General features: G+C 61.3%; 19 protein-coding genes and 6 pseudogenes. 18 read left to right on the top strand and 7 right to left on the bottom strand.

Annotated features, from left to right (window positions below; all coding sequences use genetic code 11):
- Positions 1 to 84: 84 nt before the first annotated feature.
- Positions 85 to 243: a hypothetical protein gene (locus NKJ89_RS31435; RefSeq protein ID WP_156938615.1), complete on the bottom strand. Its 159-nt coding sequence runs from the start codon at positions 241 to 243 to the stop codon at positions 85 to 87.
- Between the two features lie 113 nt (positions 244 to 356).
- On the opposite strand from NKJ89_RS31435, the gene NKJ89_RS31440 reads away from it, so the two are divergent.
- Both NKJ89_RS31440 and ligD read left to right on the top strand, forming a co-directional pair.
- Positions 357 to 533, top strand: coding sequence for a hypothetical protein (locus tag NKJ89_RS31440; RefSeq protein WP_023762019.1), 177 nt, complete (start codon positions 357 to 359; stop codon positions 531 to 533).
- Between the two features lie 510 nt (positions 534 to 1043).
- On the top strand, positions 1044 to 2036 hold the full coding sequence (ligD, locus tag NKJ89_RS31445; RefSeq protein ID WP_352608349.1) for a non-homologous end-joining DNA ligase: 993 nt from the start codon (positions 1044 to 1046) through the stop codon (positions 2034 to 2036).
- A gap of 29 nt (positions 2037 to 2065) precedes the next feature.
- Here ligD and NKJ89_RS31450 read toward each other — a convergent pair.
- Together NKJ89_RS31450 and NKJ89_RS35855 are read right to left on the bottom strand one after the other, a co-directional pair.
- Positions 2066 to 2653 (bottom strand): annotated as a pseudogene (locus tag NKJ89_RS31450) (SOS response-associated peptidase); the annotation flags it as partial.
- Positions 2632 to 2955, bottom strand: a complete 324-nt coding sequence (locus NKJ89_RS35855) for a hypothetical protein (RefSeq protein ID WP_023762016.1) — start codon at positions 2953 to 2955, stop codon at positions 2632 to 2634. The gene NKJ89_RS35855 and the pseudogene NKJ89_RS31450, both read right to left, overlap by 22 nt.
- Before the next feature lie 540 nt (positions 2956 to 3495).
- Between NKJ89_RS35855 and NKJ89_RS31460 the strand changes: the two genes are divergently transcribed.
- The 12 genes and pseudogenes from NKJ89_RS31460 (at position 3496) to NKJ89_RS31515 (ending at position 16265) form a co-directional block, all read left to right on the top strand.
- Positions 3496 to 4497: a LacI family DNA-binding transcriptional regulator gene (locus tag NKJ89_RS31460; protein ID WP_245266827.1), complete on the top strand. Its 1002-nt coding sequence runs from the start codon at positions 3496 to 3498 to the stop codon at positions 4495 to 4497.
- A gap of 192 nt (positions 4498 to 4689) precedes the next feature.
- The gene (locus NKJ89_RS31465; RefSeq protein WP_352486996.1) at positions 4690 to 5703 is read left to right on the top strand and encodes an SIS domain-containing protein; all 1014 of its coding nucleotides are present in this window, start codon (positions 4690 to 4692) and stop codon (positions 5701 to 5703) included.
- 28 nt (positions 5704 to 5731) lie between these two features.
- Positions 5732 to 7054 carry an ABC transporter substrate-binding protein gene (locus tag NKJ89_RS31470; protein WP_352486994.1) on the top strand — a complete coding sequence of 441 codons (1323 nt, stop codon included), beginning with the start codon at positions 5732 to 5734 and terminating at the stop codon, positions 7052 to 7054.
- A 44-nt stretch (positions 7055 to 7098) separates the two neighbouring features.
- Positions 7099 to 8025: a carbohydrate ABC transporter permease gene (locus tag NKJ89_RS31475; protein WP_352608351.1), complete on the top strand. Its 927-nt coding sequence runs from the start codon at positions 7099 to 7101 to the stop codon at positions 8023 to 8025.
- On the top strand, positions 8022 to 8882 hold the full coding sequence (locus NKJ89_RS31480; RefSeq protein ID WP_352486990.1) for a carbohydrate ABC transporter permease: 861 nt from the start codon (positions 8022 to 8024) through the stop codon (positions 8880 to 8882). Before NKJ89_RS31475 ends, NKJ89_RS31480 begins: the two co-directional genes overlap by 4 nt.
- Positions 8883 to 8903: 21 nt before the next feature.
- Positions 8904 to 9758 carry a sugar phosphate isomerase/epimerase family protein gene (locus NKJ89_RS31485; protein ID WP_352486989.1) on the top strand — a complete coding sequence of 285 codons (855 nt, stop codon included), beginning with the start codon at positions 8904 to 8906 and terminating at the stop codon, positions 9756 to 9758.
- The gene (locus NKJ89_RS31490; RefSeq protein ID WP_352486987.1) at positions 9755 to 10621 is read left to right on the top strand and encodes a PfkB family carbohydrate kinase; all 867 of its coding nucleotides are present in this window, start codon (positions 9755 to 9757) and stop codon (positions 10619 to 10621) included. The genes NKJ89_RS31485 and NKJ89_RS31490 overlap by 4 nt, the downstream gene beginning before the upstream one ends.
- Positions 10618 to 12036: an NAD(P)/FAD-dependent oxidoreductase gene (locus NKJ89_RS31495; RefSeq protein ID WP_352608353.1), complete on the top strand. Its 1419-nt coding sequence runs from the start codon at positions 10618 to 10620 to the stop codon at positions 12034 to 12036. Before NKJ89_RS31490 ends, NKJ89_RS31495 begins: the two co-directional genes overlap by 4 nt.
- A gap of 305 nt (positions 12037 to 12341) precedes the next feature.
- A complete protein-coding gene (locus NKJ89_RS31500) occupies positions 12342 to 13169 on the top strand; it encodes a transporter substrate-binding domain-containing protein (RefSeq protein ID WP_352486984.1) in 828 nt (275 codons plus the stop codon).
- Positions 13170 to 13313: 144 nt separating this feature from the next.
- Positions 13314 to 14594: an NAD(P)/FAD-dependent oxidoreductase gene (locus NKJ89_RS31505; protein ID WP_352486983.1), complete on the top strand. Its 1281-nt coding sequence runs from the start codon at positions 13314 to 13316 to the stop codon at positions 14592 to 14594.
- Positions 14595 to 14613: 19 nt separating this feature from the next.
- Positions 14614 to 15585 carry an amino acid ABC transporter permease gene (locus NKJ89_RS31510; RefSeq protein ID WP_023762005.1) on the top strand — a complete coding sequence of 324 codons (972 nt, stop codon included), beginning with the start codon at positions 14614 to 14616 and terminating at the stop codon, positions 15583 to 15585.
- Between the two features lie 189 nt (positions 15586 to 15774).
- Positions 15775 to 16265: pseudogene (locus tag NKJ89_RS31515) on the top strand (SOS response-associated peptidase family protein).
- A gap of 75 nt (positions 16266 to 16340) precedes the next feature.
- Here the strand turns inward: NKJ89_RS31515 and NKJ89_RS31520 are convergent.
- Positions 16341 to 16586, bottom strand: coding sequence for a DUF982 domain-containing protein (locus NKJ89_RS31520; protein WP_352486981.1), 246 nt, complete (start codon positions 16584 to 16586; stop codon positions 16341 to 16343).
- Between the two features lie 2 nt (positions 16587 to 16588).
- Between NKJ89_RS31520 and NKJ89_RS31525 the strand changes: the two are divergent.
- A pseudogene (locus NKJ89_RS31525) lies at positions 16589 to 17174 on the top strand (hypothetical protein); the annotation flags it as partial.
- On the opposite strand, the pseudogene NKJ89_RS35860 reads toward NKJ89_RS31525, so the two are convergent.
- Positions 17173 to 17352, bottom strand: a pseudogene (locus NKJ89_RS35860) (hypothetical protein); the annotation flags it as partial. The pseudogenes NKJ89_RS31525 and NKJ89_RS35860 overlap by 2 nt on opposite strands.
- 266 nt (positions 17353 to 17618) lie before the next feature.
- On the opposite strand from NKJ89_RS35860, the pseudogene NKJ89_RS31530 reads away from it, so the two are divergent.
- The 3 genes and pseudogenes from NKJ89_RS31530 to NKJ89_RS31540 form a co-directional block, all read left to right on the top strand.
- Positions 17619 to 17858: pseudogene (locus tag NKJ89_RS31530) on the top strand (tyrosine-type recombinase/integrase); the annotation flags it as partial.
- A 114-nt stretch (positions 17859 to 17972) separates the two neighbouring features.
- A complete protein-coding gene (locus tag NKJ89_RS31535; RefSeq protein WP_352608355.1) occupies positions 17973 to 18149 on the top strand; it encodes a hypothetical protein in 177 nt (58 codons plus the stop codon).
- On the top strand, positions 18146 to 20239 hold the full coding sequence (locus tag NKJ89_RS31540) for an ABC transporter permease (protein WP_352608357.1): 2094 nt from the start codon (positions 18146 to 18148) through the stop codon (positions 20237 to 20239). Before NKJ89_RS31535 ends, NKJ89_RS31540 begins: the two co-directional genes overlap by 4 nt.
- A 344-nt stretch (positions 20240 to 20583) precedes the next feature.
- Here the strand turns inward: NKJ89_RS31540 and NKJ89_RS31545 are convergent, their stop codons facing one another.
- The gene (locus NKJ89_RS31545) at positions 20584 to 20784 is read right to left on the bottom strand and encodes a helix-turn-helix domain-containing protein (RefSeq protein WP_352487650.1); all 201 of its coding nucleotides are present in this window, start codon (positions 20782 to 20784) and stop codon (positions 20584 to 20586) included.
- 599 nt (positions 20785 to 21383) lie between these two features.
- A pseudogene (locus NKJ89_RS31550) lies at positions 21384 to 21629 on the bottom strand (hypothetical protein); the annotation flags it as partial.

Here is a 21629-nt window from a genome sequence, read left to right on the forward strand (position 1 = left end):
GGCGGCACCGGTCAGGTTCGTCGCCTCAGCCGGCCGGAATTCTACGGCATCAGATCCCCGACCTGCGGCCGGCGAATGACAATGTCAGGTCGGATCGCCGTATTCCGCATCGCTCTTTGTCGATCGATGGCGATCGTAATCGACGGGAGGCGACAACATGACTTCTGCCTCGGCTCTGCCGAACTCCCTACCGATTTGGAACATCGCCCAGAGCGCGCTAAAACCAAGTAAAAATTTTAGCATGATCGTCCTCCCTTCAATCGAGAAACCAATGCGGGGGGCAGATAGTTCCATAGGTCCGGAACAATGCTCACCGGCGCTCGTTGCCTGTGATCGATGGGCGAGGAGCGCAGAATATGGTCGCCAAGAAGACGAACGACACAAGCCGCGTGGTGAAGGGCGCAGAACTGGAAGTTGAGCACCTGGCGGAGGTGACCGACGTCTCTCCGAAACAGGCCAGAGCGCTGCTTCGCAAGCATGGCGCGGACTGGCAGAAACTTAAAGACGAGGCAGAGGCTTTGAAGGAAGACTAGGGGCAATCCTTCGGCGACGGCTATTCTGCTCTACCCGCATGCCCGTCATGCGCAACCAAAATTCCGAATCTTTGATTAATTCAATCAAAGTACCGTCCGCACATTGCGGACGGCATTACAGCTCGAGGGAGCCGCCACCACTGGCTTAGGCCGGGCCCGTTTCGATTTTATTCTCGCGCCAAAACTTGAGAGTGTCTGATCGGCAACGCCCTCCTGGTTGCCTTGCAGGGGATCGCCGGTGGCATCCAGAAAGCTGCCCTTCCGCTTTCCACCCGAACGGAGACTCGACGCCGAAGATCGTGACTATGCCGAGCCGCGGCGGCGTTTTCTACCGGCAGTCCCGCGGCTTAGGCAGTTTGATCGGCATAGTCTCCGATTCGGGATAAGATCCCTGCGAGCACATCGACCGCATCAACGTGAAAACGCGGGATTTCCGATAAAGCTGCAGCGGTTATCATGTGGTAGTCTCGCCCGCATGACGACGCTTTATCTCAATTGGCGCGCAAGACGGTGAATCCCACAAAGCCGAACAAAACGCATCCGCCGAAATGGATCGAGCCCCAGCTCACGCGCCTGGTCGACGAAGCGCCCGACGGCCCGAACTGGCTTCACGAAATCAAGTACGACGGATACCGCATGCACGCGCGGATCGACGGCAGCGACATCCGCTTGCTTACCCGCACCGGCCTCGATTGGTCGCATCGCTATCGAACGACGATAGCGGCCCTGCGCGCGCTCCCGGTGAAAGAGGCATATGTCGACGGGGAGCTGTGCGCCGTTCGGGCAGACGGCGTCACCTCCTTCAGCCGCCTGCAGGCCGGCATGGTCGAAGGCCACACGGGCGATCTTGTCTTCTTTGCTTTCGACCTTCTGTTTCTCAACGGAGAAAGCATTGCGAAGCTGCCGCTGATAGATCGCAAGGCGCGACTGGAGGGCCTGTTTTCGTCCGATATGCCTGGCCTGCGTTTCAGCGATCACGTGATCGGCGACGGGCCTGCGTTCCGCAAGCACGCCTGCCGGCTTGCACTCGAGGGCGCTATCTCAAAGCGGATCGCCAGCGCCTATGCATCCGGCAATCGCGGGCTATGGGTCAAGTCAAAGTGTCTCAACAGAGAGGAATTCATCGTCGTCGGCTGGACCGATCCAACTGGAAGCCGCCCCCATATCGGCTCGCTGCTTCTCGGCTACTACACCTATGATGGTCGTCTGATGTACGCAGGCCGCGCCGGCACAGGCATCACGATTGCAGAGCTCAAGCGATTGGCTGGCCGGCTTGGACCACTTCAGGTAGATCGAATGCCGCTCGACGTCCCACCGCCACGTGAGAGCCGGTTCGGCTCGCCGCTTGAGCTGTCGCGCGTCCATTGGGTCAAGCCTGAAATGGTGGTCGAGGTCACCTATCTCACCTGGACTGAAGACAATCTCCTGCGTCAGGTCTCGTATCAAGGTGAGCGGCAGGATAAGCCGGCCCGGCAGGTGGTGCGTTCCGTGCCCCATCCCTGATCGGCATCGGTCGCCGACCGGTTCATCCATCCGACTTGCTCTACCTGCAGCGTGCCGGGTGAAAGAGGCTTGATCAGCGACTTGGCCGACACCGAAGGGTCGAGCCAATCCGCCCACGCGCTGCGATCGAGGATGACGATCTGCCGGTCGTGGTAGGGCGCGATGTCGGGTCCTGGCTCCATCGTCAGCATGGTGAATGCCTCGCCGACCTCAGGCGTTTCACGCCAGATGCCAGCGATGCAGAAGATCGGCTCCTCCTTCTTTGTGAAGAGCCACTTGTCCTTGCGCTTCTTCTTGGGGTCTTCGGGATCGGTGAATTCGTAGAAGCCGTCGGCCACGATCAGGCAGCGACCGGAGGTGAATTCTCGGCCCTCCGAACGGAAATTATAGACCGGCCGCCTGTTTGGTCCGGGCCAGCTCCAGCGACGTTGCATCATATCACCTTCGCCTCGGACGCCCTCGATCGTCCTGATGATCGGCGCCACGTCCGTGATCTTGATGTCCTCGCGCGCCTCGAGGTTCGGCGCTCCTTCGCCGAAGCGGATTTTGATCTTCAGGTCGGCGAAGTCCTCCAGGATCGAAGCGACATCCACGGTCAATCGATAGTCATTGCACATCGGTCCTCCGTGGGTCCTCCGTCTGATCGCATCGCACCGCGATCGTGTTCCTGTTTTGTTCGCGCGGACATGAGCGCGAAGGTTTTCGATTCCACACATCGCTCGATGAACGCCGTCTCATCATAAGGCGCTCCGGGAGCGATCTTGGGATGGCAGAGCTGCCTTGGGGTCTTCAGCCCAGCGAAGTTGGAGGCAGGCCGTAGCCGGTCGACGGTCGACTCGACTACGCCTTGTATTTGAGTCTCCCGCTTGGCCCACAGGCGTGTTGTGGCGTTGCGTTCCTTGGCCAGGTCCTCCTGCATAACAGAGAACTTTTCGACGATGGCCTCGACGCGGTGGCGGAACCCGAGGGCCGGTCAGATAGCCATAGACCTGCTCCATTTAGGTGGCTTGGCTGTAACGCCAGAATCGTCCACACAGCCGGAGCAACGAAACGACCAGAGGCCGATTCGAAGCGTAGAGAATTGTACTTTCTTCTCAGGTTATTAGGTTGGTGCTCGGCCGACCGTGTACCAACAAAGATACCAACAAAATATTTCTGTGGATTGGTTCCGTTCCCAAACGTCGCCCTACTCGCTCGACGAGCCCCCACTCCTTGTCTGGTTTTTCGAGCCAGGATAAGGCGCCGCCGGTGAGCCGACCGGCCAGAGTTCGCAGTTTCAGCACTTCTTCCAAAATCGAAAATAGGACGCTTGAGGAAAGAGCGTGCACAAGCTGCGTTGGAAGTTTGAGAATTCGCGGATATGCCGCACAAGATAAATGCAACGCAGAGCCGGAAGCACGATGCGATCAATGTCAGGGTCGCAGGAGGACAAGTAGCCGTGACGCAGAAAGGGATCACCTTGAAGGACGTTGCCGCCGCGGCCAATGTGTCGCGCGCCACGGCGGCGCGTGCGCTCAACAGCTACGGTTATGTCGGCGACGAGACCGCGCTGCGGGTTGTGGAAGCCGCCGAAAAACTGGGCTATCGGGCCAATCTCGTGGCGCAGGCCCTGCGCAGCGGTCAGTTGCCGATCGTCGGCTTCGTGCCCGGCGATATCCAGAATCCGTTCTTCGCACGCATCGCCCACGACATCGAGGTTGAGCTCCGCAAGCATCGCCACAACCTGCTGATTGCCAGCAGCGAGGAAAATGTCGAACAGGAAAAGGAGCTGTTGGAAAGCCTGCGGTCGTTGAGCATCCGCGGCTTCATCCTAGCGCCAACCTCCGCAACCGACAGCGAGCACATCGTCCAGCTGGTGCGTGAAGGCGCGCCGGTCGTGCTGATCGACCGCGTCGTCAAAGAGCTGCACTGCGACAGTGTCGTCGTCGACAATGAGGGCGGGGCGGGCGAGGCCGTGGACTACCTCGTCGCCAATGGCCATCAACGGATCGGACTGCTGCGCGACGAGTCGCGCATCTTCACCGCGCAGGAACGTCTTGCCGGATACCAGAATTCATTGCAATCGCATGGCATTGCGCTCGACGAATCGCTGATCAGCGTGTCGCGCTCGACCGTCGAACATGCCGTCGACGCAACCATCCGCCTGTTCAGCCGCCGCAACCGCCCGACGGCCCTGTTCACCGTGGACAGCCTGATGACCCAGGGCGCACTTCTCGGTCTGCGCTCGATGGGCCTGTCGATCCCCCACGACGTGTCATTGGTGGGCTTCGACGACTTCAATCTCGCCACCTTCACCGACCCCCAGATCACCGTGGTGGCCCAGCCGATCTCGGAGATCGGGCCGCTGGCTGCCAAGCTTCTGCTGGAACGGTTGGCCGGCAAAAAGATCGCGCCTCGCCATATCCGGTTCCCGACGCGCCTGATCGTGCGCGGTTCGGTTGCTCGATTCAGCAGGCGCTGACAACGCCGGGATTCCTCCGTTACCAACAATTTTGTCGGCAAGGGCTTGCCAACCGCGGAACTGCATGGCCATTATCCGGATGTGAGATCGATCTCACATTGGCCGGGACTGATCAAAGTCTGGTGAGACGGGCGCTTCGATCCTTGCGCCTGGATAGAGGCTCTACCGCATCCGAGTACAAGGAAGATCTACATGCTGAACTTCGACAAAGATCGCTTCATAAGGATTCAGAGCGGGGCCGTTGCCATCGCGGGCGAGGCGCGCTCGCTCATGCGCACGCTGATTTCGGAGGGCGTCGAGCGACTGTTTTTCATGGGTACCGGCGGCGTGCAGCTCCTGACGCTCCCGGCGATCGAATTGGCGCAGCGTTACTCCACCTTCCCGGTATGCGCGGCATATCCGGCACAGGTCGTGCTTGACCCGCCAGCCGGTCTCGACAGCAACGCTGTGGTCGTCATCCCTTCATTGTCGGGTACGACAAAGGAAGGCGTCGAACTCATGGCCTTCCTAAAAAAACGGGGCGTCCGCACGATCTCGCTCACGGGCCATTCGGACTCGCCGATAGCGCGGGAAGCTGACCACAACTTCACGAATTTCGCCGAAGACGACACATCATCGGAATCGTTCTACCTGCAGACGTTACTGATCGTCTTGGCGCTTCTGGCCGAACGTGGCGAATATGACGGCTTCGATGCGACTGTCGCCGAGCTCAAGCTGTTGCCGGGCCTGCTCGCCGATGCCAAAGCCGCGTTCGAGGGCAAGGCCGCCGAACTGGCGGGGACGATCAAGGACGAAACCTATCACATCTTCACGGGCGCAGGATCGGTTTGGCCCGAAGCCAACTACTACGGCATGTGCATCCTCGAAGAGATGCAGTGGATCCGCACCCGCCCTGTGCACGCCGCGGACTTCTTTCATGGCACGCTCGAACTGGTCGAGCCAGGCGTCAGCGTCTTCGTGTTCAAAGGCGAGGATGCGCTTCGCCCGTTGGCCGACCGGGTCGAAAATTTTGCCAAACGCTACACGGACCGTGTTCGTACGCTCGACGCGGCCTCGGTCAAGTTGCCGCGCATTTCCGCCCAGGTGCGGAGCATGATCTCGCCGGTCCTGCTTGCCACCTTGCTCGAGCGGCTGAGCGCGCATCTCGAGGTGCTGCGCAATCACCCGCTGACGACACGTCGCTACTACAAACGCGTTGAATACTGATCCACTCTCACCTCTGAAGGAGCTGCTAATGGAACGTTCGCTGCAAGTCGTGGCGGTCACACTGGCCGCGGTATCATCATTGGGGCTGTCGATGGTCGGCAGTTTCGCCGCTTCAGTGCCGGTTGCGGCCGACCCCAGCGCCAAGGTCGAGTATAGCGGCACGCTGTCGGTCCTGACCAAGTTCGGACTGCAGCAGCTGTCGCCCTATTTCGTCAATCTTGCGCAGGACTATGAAAAGCTCCATCCGGGCGTGAAGGTCGAACTCATCCAGGAGAGCGACGACAGCGTGAAGGGCAAGACGAAGACCTTGGTTGCTTCGAACTCGCTGCCCGATATCTACTTCTCCTGGACAGGAAGCTGGGGTGGCAACTTCGTGCGCGGCAATCGCGCCGTTGACCTGAGTGCCGTCATCAGCCCCGACACCGACTGGGGCAAGACGCTCTCTCCGGCCGCTGTCAAGGCATTCGAATACAATGGCAAGTTCTATGGCATTCCGCTTTACCAGGATGCCAAGTTCATGGGCTACAACAAGCAGGTCTTCGCCAAGCTCGGCCTCAAGGCGCCAGCCACTTTCGAGGAACTGTTGACCAGCTGCGACGCCATTCGCAAGTCTGGCGCGACACCGATTTCGTTCGGCAACAAGGAGGCCTGGCCGGCAATCCACTTTGCGGGCCAGTTGCTCGCCTACAACGTGCCGCAGGCAAAACTGGAACGCGACTTCGACCCGGCCACCGCCGATTACAGCGATGCAGGTTATGTCGCAGCGCTCAAGCAGTTCAGCCAGCTTGTAGAGCGCTGCACCGATGGCGCCGGCGTCAACGGCACATCCTATGCCTCGGCTCTCCAGGCCTTCACCAACGCGCAGTCGGCCATGTACTATCAGGAGATCATCGAGTTCGATCAGGCCGCCACGCCGGATTCGGCCCTGAAACCCGCCGATTTCGGGTTTTTCAGACTGCCCGTGCCGGAGGGGGCCAAGGGTGACCCCAAGTCGATCGAGGGCGCGCCGGAGGGCTACATGATCAACGCGGCGTCCAAAAACATCCCGCTGGCGATCGATTTCATGAAGTTCGCGACCTCCAAGGAAAACGCGCAGGTCCTGTCAGCGCCACCCTACGGCCAGCCGAGCGCCACCATCGGCGGCGCCTCGGAAAAGAACATGAGCGCTGCTGTCGTTGATGGTCTCAAGGACATCAACGCGGCCTCCTATCTCATGCCCTGGTTGGACACGGCCAACCCGCCACGCGTCGCCGCCGTCTGGCTCTCCAGCCTGCAGGCGCTGGCAGGTGGCTCGATGACGCCCGAACAAGTGATGGATGAGGTGCGCAAGGCCGCATCCGCAGTCAAATAAAGCAGACCATGGCAAGGGCCTCGGACACAATGGAGAGCGGCGCCATGCTTCGCGGCGTCGCCAGGCCGCAACGGCCAAACAGGCCGCGGGCCCGCTTCGCCAATCTGTGGTCGTTGCGATGGGCGGCGATTGCACTCATCCTCATCGGCTGGTTCGTTTACTATCCGATCGTCGACAATTTCATCGTCAGCACCACCGACCAGGACATCTATACCGGCGAGGTCACCAATGTCGGCCTTGCCAATTACGACCGGCTGCTGCATGACCCGGTCGTGCTGCTGGCGCTGTGGAACAACTGCCTCTACGCCATCATTTCCGTTATCTTCCAGGTCTTCGGCGCGTTCCTGCTGGCGGCCATCATCGAGGACCTGAGGAGCGAACGCTGGCGCCGTCTGTGGCGCGCCATCTATTTCGTGCCGTCGGCCATCTCGATCACCGTGACCGGACTGCTGTTCTATTTCATTTACCAGCCGCAGATCGGCTTGCTGGATGCCGCGCTCAGCCGCGTTGGTCTGAGCCAGTTCGTCATGCCCTGGCTCGGCAACGAGCACACCGCCATCTATGCCATCATCGCCATGAGCCAATGGCAGGGATTTGGCTACTCGACGCTCTTGTTTGCCATCGCCATCCAGAAGATCCCGCGCGACCTTTACGATGCCGCAACGATCGATGGCGCCGGTCCGCTGCGCCGGCTGTGGAGCATCACCTTTCCGCTGACCCGGGAAATGACGGGGCTGATGATCATTGTCACGATCACCGGCGCCTTCCAGGTGTTTAACGAGGTCATGGTCATGACCGCGGGCGGGCCAAACAACAGCAGCCAGGTGCTGGGCACATGGCTCTACCAAAAGGCTTTTATTGAGGACAATTTCGGCTATGGCGCGGCGATTGCCGCCGTCATCTTCGTCCTCACCATGCTCACCGGCGCGGCACAGCTCTGGTACACGAAGCAACGGCGGGTGCAGTTATGAGTGCGACGGTCGCAGCCGGTCGCAGCCGGCGTGTCAATGTATGGTCGGCCATCGCCACGACTTTGCTCTATTCCTTCCTGGTCTGCCTCGCTGTGATCGTCATCTATCCGCTGATCTGGATGGCGCTGAGCGGCTTCAAGGACAATGCGCAGATCTTCGGCGATCCCTTCGCTCTGCCTGTCCATTGGTCGTGGAACAATTACGTCCAGGCGTGGAACCAAGGGGTTCGTGGATATGTGACAGTCTCGGTGCTGGTGACCGTCGCTTCGGCCATATGCACGGTGCTGATCAGTGCCTGGACGGCCTTCGGCCTGACCCGCACGAAGATGCCGGCAAAGCCTCTGGTTATTGCCATCGTTCTTGGCGGCTTGATGCTCAGCCCCACCGTGGCGATCATACCACTGGTGAAAATGTTGCAAGCGCTCGGTCTCTATAACACCTACTGGGCGCTGATCATTCTCTACACGGCGTTCCGGGTCCCGTTCACCACCTTCCTGATCCGTGCCTACATGCTGGATCTGCCTGAAGACATCGACGAGGCGGCGACGATGGACGGCGCCAGCGAGGGTCAGATCTTCTGGCGCATCACCTTGCCGCTGTGCCGGCCGATCATCATTTCGTGTGTCATCCTGCACGTCCTTTTTGCCTGGAACGAATATCTCTTCGCCATGATCTTCACGAGCGGCAGCGATGTGCAGACGTTGCCGGTTGGACTGACGTCGATCATGGCAACGCACGGAACCAACTATGCCGTGGTCTTCGCGGCCATGACGATCTCGGCCCTGCCCATCGTGGTCGTGTTCTTTGCCGCGCAACGCTACTTCATCCGTGGCTTGGCCGAAGGCATCGGCAAATAACAATTCCCGAAAGGAGCCTTCATGCCGCAGCTTGCTGCCCATCAGCTGATCGGAGCCAATTTCAGCTTTCAGCACTTTCCGTTTGATGAGGTTGCCAGGACGATCCGCGACTTCGGCATGAGGGAGATCGAATTGTGGGGGATTGCCCAGCATCTCGACCTCTTCCACGCCACCGACACACGGGTCGAATCCGTTCGTCGGGTGCTCGCCGACAGCGGCCTGTCCACTTGGTGCTTCACGCCAGAGCAGGTTCTATATCCGATCAACATTGCCTCAGGCGATGAGGACCTGCGCCGTGACAGCATCGAGCGGTTCTGCCGCGCGGCGGACATCTGCGCGGCACTGGGCGCCCGTTACCTGTTCCTGACTCCGGGGCGAGGCTACGAGAACGAGGCGCCGCAGGTGGCATGGGATCACGCCCTCGAGGGGCTTGCCATGATCGCCGCGCATGCCGGCCGAAACGGTGTCCGGTGCCTGCTGGAGCCACTGCAACGATTCGAGACCAACGTCATCAATGACGCTGCTGGCCTGCGCCGCATGCTCGACCAACTCGGCGCTGACAACATGGATGTTGTGCTGGACACGGTTGCCATGGCCACTGCCGGCGACACGGTGGCCGGCTATGTAGACCTGTTCGGCGCTCGGCTTGCGCATGTCCAACTCGTCGACGGCACGCCGAGCGGACATCTTGTGTGGGGCGACGGCATACTGCCGCTCGGCCGCTTTGTCAGCGAATTGGCGAGCGCCGGATACGCGGGCAAGATCACCTTCGAGCCGTTCGGCAATGGATGCTACGCGCTGGATCCGATAGGGGCCTGGACGCGCTGCCTCAACGCTATCGAGCCGTACCTGAATCGCGCAAAGGTGCTGGCATGACGTTGAAGAAGCTTGTCGCTGTCGGGGATAATTGCCTCGACGCTTACCTGGCCAGCGGTCTGCTTACCGTCGGTGGCAACGCCCTGAACGTCGCCGCGCAATGGCGGCGCAACGGCTGGACGGCACGGTATTTTGGCGCTGTCGGCGAGGATGCCGAGGGTGATATGGTACTTTCCGAATTGGTAGGCGTCGGCCTTTCGCCGGATGACGTCGAACGTCGCCCCGGCGACACCGCGGTCACCTTGCTTCGCGACGAATCCGGGGAGCGCAAATTCCTGCACGAATCCTTCGGGGTCGGTGAGAGCTACATGCCGTCGCCGGAGCACTATGCGATCATCGCCGCAGCCGACTGGGTGCATCTCGGCACCAATGCCAACAGAGACCTTGTCCGCCGGATGGTCGCGGATCGTGTGCCGTTCAGCATCGATGTATCGACGGCACATCTGGCACTGCCGCTCGGCGGCGTGCCGATGCTGTTTGCCTCCGGCCCAGACGATGTCGATGTCCCCATCGAGCCATTGCTATCCGCGCTCAGGGCCGCCGGCGCGAGCCAAGTGGTTTTGACCTGCGGCCGTCGCGGATCCTACTTTGACGATGGCTCGAATGACATAGTGCATGCGCCGGCGACGCTTGTCGATGTCGTGGATACGTGTGGGGCCGGCGACAGTTTTATCGCCACTTTCCTCGCCGGCTTCCGTTTCGACGGCCTTCGCGCCTCGGAGGCATTGCACGAGGCTTCAATCGCCGCTGCGCAGACCTGCACACATCTCGGCGGGTTTCCCCAGAGACCGCGTCCCATACCAGATTGGCTGCCGGCCAAATATGCCAGCTTCATTGCCGACGCCCAGGGAGCCCGGCCGTGACGACACTGCGTCTGCGACAGCCGAAGGTGGCGCTTCCGTCCGACCGGTCCTTCTGGCTTCAGGACATCGGCGCCGACACCGCGACCGCACCGTTGAGAGGCGACGAGTGCGCCGACGTGGTGATCGTCGGTGGGGGCTATACCGGCCTGTGGACGGCGCTGCGCATCCGTGATTTGGCGCCGGAAACACGGGTCATCGTGCTTGAAGCCGATCTGTGCGGATCGGGGGCGTCGGGACGCAACGGCGGCCAAGTCCACTCTTGGTTCGCCGAAATCGATCAGATCAGTGCCGTCGTCGGCCTCGAAGAAGCGCGACAGCTCTGCGCCGACACGGTGGCGTCGATAGCGGAATTGAAGGCGCTGCAGCAAAGCGGCATCATCGACATGGATTTGCGGTTAGATGGATGGCTGTGGACCGCGAGCTCATTTGCCCAGGAAGGCGCCTGGGAGAACGCCGTTGCGATGACCGCAGCGGCCGGAGAGAACCGTTTCAGGCCGCTGACGGTCGAGGACATAGAATGCCGGACCGGTTCATCCGCATCCTATGTCGGGGTCGTAGAGAGCAATGCGGGTACGGTTCATCCCGCCAAGCTGGCGATCGGATTGCGCAATCTTGCCTTGGCACGCGGGGTGATCATCCATGAGCGCAGCCCGGTCCTCGACATCGAATCCGGCAGGACGTGCAGGCTGCGAACGGCGCAAGGCAAGGTGCGGGCAGAGAAAGTTGTGCTTGCCGCGAACGCATGGCTCTCAGCGCTGCCGGAACTGCGCCGTCATCTCTACGTCGTCGACAGCGAAGTGGTCGCAACCGCCGCCGTGCCCGAACTGCTCAACAGCATTGGTTGGCGCGATGGTGCCTCAATCTGCGATTCACAGGCACAGGTCCTCTACTACCAGCGCACCAACACGGGCAGGGTGGTCTTCGGCCGAGGCAGCGGCAATTTGGCGTTCGCCGGAAACTTCGGCGCCAGCTTCAACCGCAGCCCGGAGCACGGCCGTGACAATGTGCGCGAACTGCACAGAGTCTATCCGGCGCTGCGTGGCGTGCGGGTCGAGTATGACTGGTCAGGTCCCATCGACTGTGTACCCGAACACGTTCCGGTCTTCGATCACCTGCGCGGCCATCCCAACATCTTCTACGGCATGGGCTTCAACGGAACCGGCATCGCGCAAACGCCGATTGGCGGGCGGATACTGGCCAGCCTCGTGCTGGAGCGCAACGATCGCTGGAGCGCCAGCGGGCTGGTCGGCATCGAGCGTCGGATGTCGCTCCCGCCCGAGCCGTTCCGCTATCTCGGCGCCAAGCTCGTCCGCGGCGCGGTGCGCCGCAAGAATGAGGCCGAGATCCGCAACCGGAAGGCGGACAGGATCACCAATCTGCTGGCTGGGCTCAAGCCGGGCCACCGCAAGAAATAAGCGACGTCCAGAGCGTCTTGTCCTTCACGCCACCAAGGAGGATACGATGGCTGATCTGCCCTTGATGCAAGTCCCGAAAACTTCACGACAGTGCCGCCGATGCGTCGCTGTAGCCGCCGATTGTCGGCGCGTTGCCGGCAAAATAAAAGCTGGCCGGGTTTTCTTTCCAATCGCTGAAAAAGGACTTGATCCCCTCGTCGATATGTGTACCTAGTCTGATATGAGATCGATCTCATGTTGCGCTCTCAAATAGCCCTTTCTCTATGGGAGAGGGCGCATATATCTCGATGAAGAGGGAGGTTTAAGTGAGGAAATTGATCGCGTGGCTGGCCTTGGCCACTACCACGCTAGCGTTCGCGTCTGCGGCGTCGGCGGGTGAAACCATCGACCGGGTTACCTCGAAGAAGGCAATGGTGGTCGCCACAAACAGCGGCTGGCCGCCGCAGAGTTTCCTCGATGACAGCAATCAGTTGGTCGGCTTCGACATCGACGTCTCGAAGGAGATCGGAAAGCGCCTCGGCGTCGAGGTCAGTTTCGACACGCCGGACTGGGCGACGATGACGGGCGGTCATTGGCAGGGGCGCTACGATCTGGGTGTCGGCTCGGTGACGCCGACCAAGGCGCGCGCCAAGGTGATCGATTTCGAAGGCATCTATTATTACAGCCCCTACGTTTACGTGGTTCACAAGGACAGCCCGGCCAAATCGGTCGCCGACCTTAACGGCAAGATCATCGGCGTCGAGACCGCCACCACGTCGGAGGATTTCGTCCGCAGACAGCTTGAGATCGATGCTCCCGGCTTGCCGCCCATCGAATACAAGCTGGAGCCCGGTGAGATCAGGACTTTCGCCGACTCAATGCTGCCGTTCGACGATTTGAGGCTCGGTGACGGCGTGCGCCTCAACGCGGTCATCGCACCAGAACAGACAGCTCAGAACGCGATAAAGAACGGCTACCCGTTGCGTATCCTGGAAGGCGGCTATGCCTTCCGTGAGCCACTGGTGGTGATCGCGGAAAAAGGTGATGCCGAGTGGAATGCCAAGATCGGCGGCATTCTCGACGAGATGAAGAAGGACGGTACCCTCACGAAGCTGACTACCGAGTGGTACGGCAAGGATTACAGCGCCGACTGAGGAGCGTCGTGGACGAAGCTTGGGCGGGATGCATTCAAATTGAACATCCCGCTCCATCTGTTTTGTTCAACCGCATTTCTGCGACACCGGGCGGCTCCGCCCGGCTTCAAAATGCTCTAGTGCCGCCATCTCATCATATCGATCATGACATATCCTGACACTTATTACCGACGCACGCTTGCCGACAACACCATCAGACCGCCGCTGAGCGGCGTTTCGCAGTGCGAAACAGTCGTTATCGGCGGCGGACTGGCAGGCCTGACGACGGCGTTGCAGCTGGCTCGCGCCGGCCAGCAGGTCGTCGTGCTTGAGGCGCAGCGCATCGGCTTCGGCGCTTCCGGTCGCAATGGCGGCTTCGTCAATCCCGGCTTCGCCACAGGCACCGACAACATCGCCGCGATGGCCGGCGTGGACGCGGCACAAAGACTGCACCGCCTGTCCATCGAAGGCGTCGATTTCGTGCGGCAGACGATCCGCGATCTCGACATCAAGGCGGCAGGGCCGCGCTCCGGTATGTTGAGCGTGCTTCGCCACGATGGCGGCGCCGCGCTCAAGGCATATGCCGAGCAACTGGCGCGGGATTTCAACTATCGGCTCGACTATCTCGAGCGCGACCAGGTGCGAGCGGTGCTGCATTCCGAGCGCTACTACCAAGGCTTGCGCGACCCCAGCGCCTTCCACATGCATCCGCTCAACTATCTCCGCGCCATTGCGGGCGAGATCGAACGGCTGGGCGGCAGGATCCACGAGAGATCGGGGGCCGTTGAAGCCAACCTTGACGGCGCGGAAAAGATCGTGCGCACCGACGGCGGCCATGTGCGCGCCCGCCAGGCCGTATTTGCCACCGGTGGCTATACCGGGCCACTGGTCGGCAGGCTGAAGCGGGCGTTCCTGCCGATCGCCACTTACGTCATGGTGAGCGAGGAGGCGCCTGACCTGATCGCCAAGGCGATTACGACAACCGACGCCGTTGGCGACAACCGTCGCGCTGGCGATTATTACCGCATTCTCGAAGACGGCAAACGGCTGCTCTGGGGCGGGCGCATCACCACGCGGGCGGCCTCACCGGGCGTGTTGGCGTGGCAATTGCGCCGCGAGATGGTCACAACTTATCCGCAGCTCGAAAAGCTCAAGACCGAACTCGCCTGGTCCGGGCTCATGTCTTATGCCCGCCACTTGATGCCCCAAATCGGCGCGTTGCAGCCGGGCGTCTGGTACCTCACGGCTTTTGGCGGCCATGGCATCAACACCACGGCGATCGCCGGCAAGCTGATCGCCGAGGCCATACTGGGAGAATCGGACCGCTACCGGCTGTTCGCACCATTTGGGCTTGCCTGGGCAGGCGGCCCGGCTGGACTTGCAGTCGCGCAACTTACCTACTGGAAGCTGCAGGCGCAGGATTGGTGGCGCGAGCGCGCCCGCTGACCATAAGGAGATCGAGGACGTGATCGGCCGACTGTTGCTCAACCACCCGGACGCGGCGCGCCGCGTTGGCGTGTTCTTCATGCTCGCCGCCATCGCCGCCGGCCTGTACGGGCTCGGCATCAAAGCCAGTTGGCTCGGCAAGCTTGTTCCGGGGACAGTCGAGTGTCTCGCCGCCAACCCTGAGATCGGGCGGGCGGTCTCGGCGGTGCTGATCGCATTGATCGTGGCGGCGAACTGGAACGCGCTGCGGTATCTCAGCCGCAAACAGCAGATTGTGGCGGTGTGGATAGAGCTGTTCGTGTTGTTAATGCTGTTTTTCTATTCTTTCGACCTGTCCTTCGCGTTCATCGCCAAGAAGATCGGCTTCCTCGTCTCGAAGGGCGTGGTGACGACCCTCTACATTTCGGCCATTTCGATCGCCATCGCCACCCTCATCGCCTTCGTTGGCGCCATCGCCAAACTTTCCCGCAACGGCGTGGTCTATGGCTTGGCGACCTTCTATACCTCTCTGTTTCGTGGCTTGCCGTTGCTGATGCAGATCTACATCATCTATCTCGGCCTGCCGCAGATTGGCTACGTGATCGGCGCCGTGCCGGCCGGCATCATGGCGCTGTCGCTCTGCTACGGCGCGTACATGACCGAGATCTTCCGTGCCGGCATCGAAAGCATCTCGCGCGGCCAGACCGAGGGTGCTACGGCGCTCGGCCTCAGCGCTAACCAGACGATGTTCCTGGTCATCCTGCCGCAGGCGATGCGCGTCATCGTACCGCCGACCGGCAACCAGTTCATTGCGATGCTGAAGGATTCTTCGCTGGTCTCGGTGGTCGGGGTCTGGGAGATCATGTATCTCGCACGCACGCAGGGCCAGACCGAGTTCCGCCACATCGAGATGCTCATCACCGCCTCGATGATCTATTGGCTGCTCTCGATGGGGCTCGAGTTCCTGCAGTCGCGGATTGAGGACCGGTTCGGGCGCTCACTCAAGCGCTGATCGTCATCCGTGATTTTCGCCAAAGCGAGTTGCACAGCACCGCAACAGCCAACTTCGGAGAGCAGCTGCAGATTGTACGCGACAGCATGCCGTTCGGCGACGTCCACCGTCGAACGATAGTCGTTGCACATCAGTCCTCCGTTTGATCGCATTGCAGCGCGACCGTGTTCTTGTTATGTTCGAACGACGATGAGTGCAATGGTTTTCGATTCCGACGCATCGCTCGACGAAGGCCGCGTTATCATAAGGCGCTACGGCGGCGATGTTGAGATGGCAGAGTTGCCTTGGGGCCTTCAGCCCAGCAAAATTGGAGGCAGGCCGTTCACCGTCATGCGCGCTAGGGCAGGACGTTTCGCAGTCACCGTTGCCTCGTTCCGGCACCGGAGCAGGGGCAAGGCCTATAGCTTCTCGCTCGCCGACGGTGACTGGTCTTTTTCGCCGGAATCTGGCGCCCGGCGACACGTGACTGGCGTGAGGCTTATGCCATCCTGACGATCGAGGCGAACGACGACGTTGCGCCCTTCCACGACCGACAGGTGGCAGTGATGCGGCGCGATCAACGGGTGGCTTGGCTCGACAGGACCTGCTTGGAAGAAGAGCTGCTTCGGCCGTTGCCGGCCGGCACGTTCGTGGTTTCGAAGCCGCGCGAAGCATCTGCACAGGCGGTGCTAGCATTTTGAACCAAAACTCGAACTTGGTGATCTCGCCGGCCATCCGCCGCTGCCACTGTGATCGAGGCTAATATCATTTGGACCTCAGTCGCTGCGTAGGATTTTCGCTTCTAACGCCGCTGTAACGAAGGCGCGTCTCGCTACCGGCGTCTGGGCTTCACCACGCAGAACCTGAAGACATGCATCCATAGCCAGTTTTCGCTTCTTCGTCGGGCGAGGGACACTTCGCAGCAGGATCGTGGCTGCGTCGTAGAGGAAGAGGGTGGGCGGGCCGCGGCGGCGGGTGAAGGTCCGGGAGAGAGTCTCCCGGCGCCCGCCGAGGAGCGACACCCATGACCAAGATGGAAATTCACACGCCCAAGGGCAACGAGCGGGCCGGTTACAAGGTCGACGTCGGCCGCGGCCAGCGCATTGGCCGCGTGTCGTCAGAATGGTTCAACCGGCCGGCGGACGAGCGCTACCTGTCGCTCGCCGACCTTTGGAACTCGGTGAAGGCCCGGTCGGAGCGCAGCAAGACCCGCATCGTCGAAAGTGAGCTAATCCGCGTCGAGGCCAGTCGCGACGATCCCCGAGCGCCTGAGGCTAATGCTGCCCGGTGCGCTTGCCCCGGTTGCCCCCACGCATTGGAGTTTTGGCCAACTCGCCGGCCTGGTCGGCGCACCAGCCGCCTATCTGCGGCAGCTTCCAGCCCCGCTCGCGGCGATCAACCTTCAGCACGGTCTGCTCAACCACCGAGCAGAGCAGGTGAAGACACTGGAAATCGACAATGGACGCCTCGAGTTGCGAGCCGTAACCGGTCCGGACTATGGCAGAATACTTGACTCAGAACTGATCGACGCCGTGCAGAGGATCGCTGGCAACGGCACCGGGGACACGCGCTGGAAGGTGCCGGAAGTCCTCGATTGGTCAACGGGAATTTTACCTGGCCGCCGGCGACGAGCTCGGCCGCCGTGCGATGGCCATAGTCGGCGATCGGTTCATTGCGATACCAGTAGATCGCCTTGTTGAAGTCGCCGGTGAGCTCCGTCGCGGCTGAAATTACATTCACCATCTCACGCATCCGACCCTGCAGTCGCTCCGATGATGGATGGGACAGATAGATACGTAATATCAGATACTTGCGGGAGGCCGTGTGCAAAAATCGCACACGAAAGTTCTGCTTCTCTTCTTTTTTCGTTCCCACGACAGAGCCGCCGAAAGCCCTTTTCGGACGTCCTTCTGCCGCCGATATTGACCGTTGCTGTGCGGATGTTCGCCGGGATATCCGTGAACCTCATCGTCCGCTGCGGCGCTCAGTTTGCTTGGGGTTCTTGGAACCGTTTCGAACTTTCTGCCTTGCGCCTCCGGTCGAATTGCGCGTGCTCGGTCCAGGAGGCAGCCGAAGTCGCCGGCATCCGCAAGCGCGTCAGCCCGCACACGCTGCGTCACAGCTTCGCCACCCACCTGCTTGAGCAGGATGTCGACATCCAGGTCCTGCTCGGGCACAGCAAGCTCGATACCACCGCGCTCTACACCAAGGTCTCGATCCGAACGATCCACGCGGTCGCAGGGCCGCTCGACTGGCTGATGGCGCTGATGGAAGGCAAGACGCCGCCCGGCTGAACAGGTGCGCGCGCACCTGGAGGTTGCCGATTTCTTCCGTGCTGCCGGCCCCGGATACCGGGTCGCCCACGCAGGGCATCTGAGCCTGCAGCAGCGCCGCTGGAAGGAGCAGCGGTGCCCGAAGAAAGCGTCGCTGCCGATGCCAGCTTGGAGGACCTCATTCCAAGGCTGGCCTCGGGCGTTCGCGCTTTCAGCGTGGCGGGCGAGGGCGCTCGCCCGCCGGCGCTGCTGACCGCCGGCGCCGTGCTTGCCGTGCTGGAGCGGGAACACACAAGGCGGACCCGGTCATGACGGCACCGGCCGCATCGTTTCGATCCTCGCAGAGGGTCGCAATCGAGCCGGCCCTTCTGCCATGGTGCGCGCTGATCGTGCTGACCGCGCTGTGTCTCGCCCTCAAGACCGATTTCCCCTGGCTGGTGACGTTTCCCAAGGAGTGGACCTTGCCGCTCGCGGCAGGCGTGAACGTGGTCACCGATGCTGTCGTGACCGTCGTCCAGCCGGCATTCCGGGCCCTCTCCGCCGCGCTCGAAGCGCCGATGCGAGGCGCCCGTCTCGTCCTGGTCTGGCTGCCATGGCCGGCGGTAATACTGGCGGTCGCGGCGCTGGCGCTGAAATCAAGCGGCATCAGGCTGGCGGTCTTTGCGTTGCTGGCTTTGACCTACATACTCTTTGCTGGCTATTGGCCGCAAAGCATGAGCACGCTGTCATTGGTGCTGCTCGCCGTGCCGATCTCCACCGCGCTCGGCTTCGCGCTTGGTGTGCTCGGCCACACCAGGCCCGGCCTGCGCCCGATGCTGCTCGGCGCGCTTGACCTGATGCAGACCGTGCCGGCCTTTGCCTATCTCATCCCGCTGCTGCTGCTATTCGGTTTCGGCCCGGTGGTCGGGTTGATCGCCAGCGCCATCTATGCGACGCCGCCGATGGTGCGCAACACCATGCTCGGCCTTGACCGCGTGCCTTCCGATATCAGTGAGGCCGGGTTGATGAGCGGCTGCACGCGCCGCCAGCAATTCTGGCATGTCGAAGTGCCGACCGCGTTGCCGCAGATCCTCGTCGGCTTCAACCAGACGACGATGGCCGCATTGTCGATGGTCATCGTCGCCGCCATCATAGGTGGCTTCGAGGACATCGGCTGGGAGGTGCTGTCATCGATGCGCAAGGCCGAGTTCGGCCAGAGCATCCTGTCGGGCCTGTTGATCGCGCTGCTCGCCATCCTCATCGACCGGCTAACCATCGGCTTTGCCAAGGCGCGTCCGGCCGGGCCGACGGCGGCCATGACATGGATGACCGGCCGCCGGCTGGCAATTGTCCTGGTCCTCGCCGCAGTGCTGGCGATTGCCATACGCCTCTTGTGGCCGAACGAAACCTTGCTGCCGGCCAGTGGGCTGCGCATGCAGGTCGGCGGCATCAATCAATGGCTGCTGGGCCTCGTGCGCGACTATGCCTGGTTCTTCGACGGCCTACGCAACCGCGTTCTCTATTGCCTGCTGCTACCGCTCAGGATCGGCATATCGGGGGCTGCGGTTCCCGCCATCTGGGGGGTCACGCTCTCGCCGACCGCGGACGCAACCTATGCTGTCGCCGTCCTGCTCGCCTGCGCCTTGCTGCTGCATCGCTTCAACTGGCGGCCGGCACTGGCGCTGCTGGTCGCCGGCGCGCTGCTCTACACGGGCTTTCTAGGCTTTCCCTGGCCGGTTTTCATCCTCGGCATTGCCCTGCTCGCCTTTCAGGTCGCGGGCCTTCGGCTGGCGCTTTTTGCCGCCGCCGGGTTCGTGCTGATCCTCGTCAACGGGCTGTGGGGAGCGCTGGTCCAGTCCCTCTATCTCTGCACCCTGGCGGTGCTGCTATGCCTTGTCATCGGCGGCGCTCTCGGCGTCTGGGCCGCGCACAGCGAGCCCGTCTCGCGTACCCTGAAACCGATCTGCGACGCGCTGCAGACCATGCCGCAATTTGTCTTCCTCATCCCGGCGTTGATGTTCTTCAAGGTCGGCGAGTTCACCGCGCTGATCGCAATCATGCTCTACGCCATCGTGCCGCCCATCCGCTATGTCGAGCACGGGCTTCGGCATGTGCGGTCCGATGTCATGGAGGCGGTCGAGCAGATGGGGGCGACGCCTGCGCAAACCCTGCTCCAAGCGAAGCTGCCGCTGGCTTTGCCGGTCGTTATGCTGGGACTCAACCAGACCATCATGGCGGCATTGTCGATGCTAGCCATAGCGGCACTGGTCGGCACGCGCGATCTCGGACAGCAGGTCTATGTCGCGCTGGGCAAGGCGGATGCCGGCATGGGGCTGATCGCCGGGCTATCAATCGCCTTCCTGGCCATTCTCACTGATCGCTTGGTGCAAGCAGCGGTAGCGGGGCCGACAATGGATCTGTGATTCTTGATTACTAGCCTGCTATGACCGCGTTCTCTCAACGATCTGCCAACGTCCTCAGCGAGAGATACGGCCCACAGGACGTCTGTGGTTCGTCGCCTTCGTGCCGTTACAGAGAAGATTCCCACAACCAGCTGATACTATAGATAATTTGAATTCACGCGTGCCTGATCGGGAGCGGCAATGGCCGTGGGGTACCGAGCGGGATCATTGTGGAGAATGCTTCTCAAATTTATAAATGGTTGATTAAACTAAGTAATTCTACAGACGCCTGCACGCTGGTGCTGCCAACTGGGGCCCGGTGGTGGATGCGCAAACGAAACCATCACCGTTGATCATCCTAGCTCTCAAATGAGTCGCTTTGACGCACCGCGGTTCTGTTCGTCCCAGGCATCCAACTCTGCAATAGGGTAGAGAACAGCCTTGCCCATCTTAACGAAACTCGGCCCGACGCGCATTGAACGCCAGTTTCTTAGTGTGCCGGGAGAGATCTCCCCACGATAGCGTTCTGCGACCTCGTCCGGCGTTAGGAATTTGACTGGATCCATGAGCGACATCCCTTCGATGATCGGTAGCGGCCACGAGCGACTAAGCTTTGCGCCACACGTGGGCATTTGGCGCACTGCTTCTCACGCTCGTTCACGGCATCAGGTGCATTGCCAAGGGACAAATGGAAGTGCTTGCTCACAGTCATCGTAGAACCGGACAGCAAGGGCGGCAAATCGGACGGGAGGCACAAAGGCCAAATCGGCGTTTGTTGGATGGAGGCCCCATTCGAGTGGTCGAGTCGGTAGGCCGCTACGGCGCGAAAGGGAGCCCGTTGTCGAAGCGGATGAAAAGCGCTGGAACGCCTGACCCCAGCCCACCGCCAGACAGAACCCCGCTTCGGCGGGCTTTTGTTGGGGCGTTGGAAAAACCCGCTGCCAGGGAGGTGGCAGCGGGCTTTAAGCTCGCCGTGGGGAAGGGGGTGAGCTTGGTACCGCCATCGCTTGGGAGGGGTAGATGGCCGACAGCTAATAAATACCCATAGCCAAGCCGCGCCTCACTTGTGCGAGGGTGTTACTAGCCTAATCGAAGGCACTATCGGGGCACACGATGGTTTAGCCGCCCCGCTTAGCGCTGGGTAGAGCGCGACAGCCCGCTTTCGCTATTTACTGAAATTCTGTTGACCCGTTGCCAAACTCCGCGCGGCATCCTCAATTGCTGCCCGGTCATTGCCAAGCCGATCGATCAGGTCTTGTGCTTGTTCGGCCGTTATACCGGTGCGCATTGCCAACGCGTCAACGGTCAGCACGTCTGAACTGGGCGCTTCGCCACGCTTCGGCTTCTTGGCTCTTCTCGACAACACCGTCGCTCCGACAGAGCTTGGTTCGGTGACCGCCTGGCCGACCTG

Origin of the sequence: Mesorhizobium sp. M0047, assembly GCF_040323315.1 — a bacterium.
GTDB lineage: Bacteria > Pseudomonadota > Alphaproteobacteria > Rhizobiales > Rhizobiaceae > Mesorhizobium.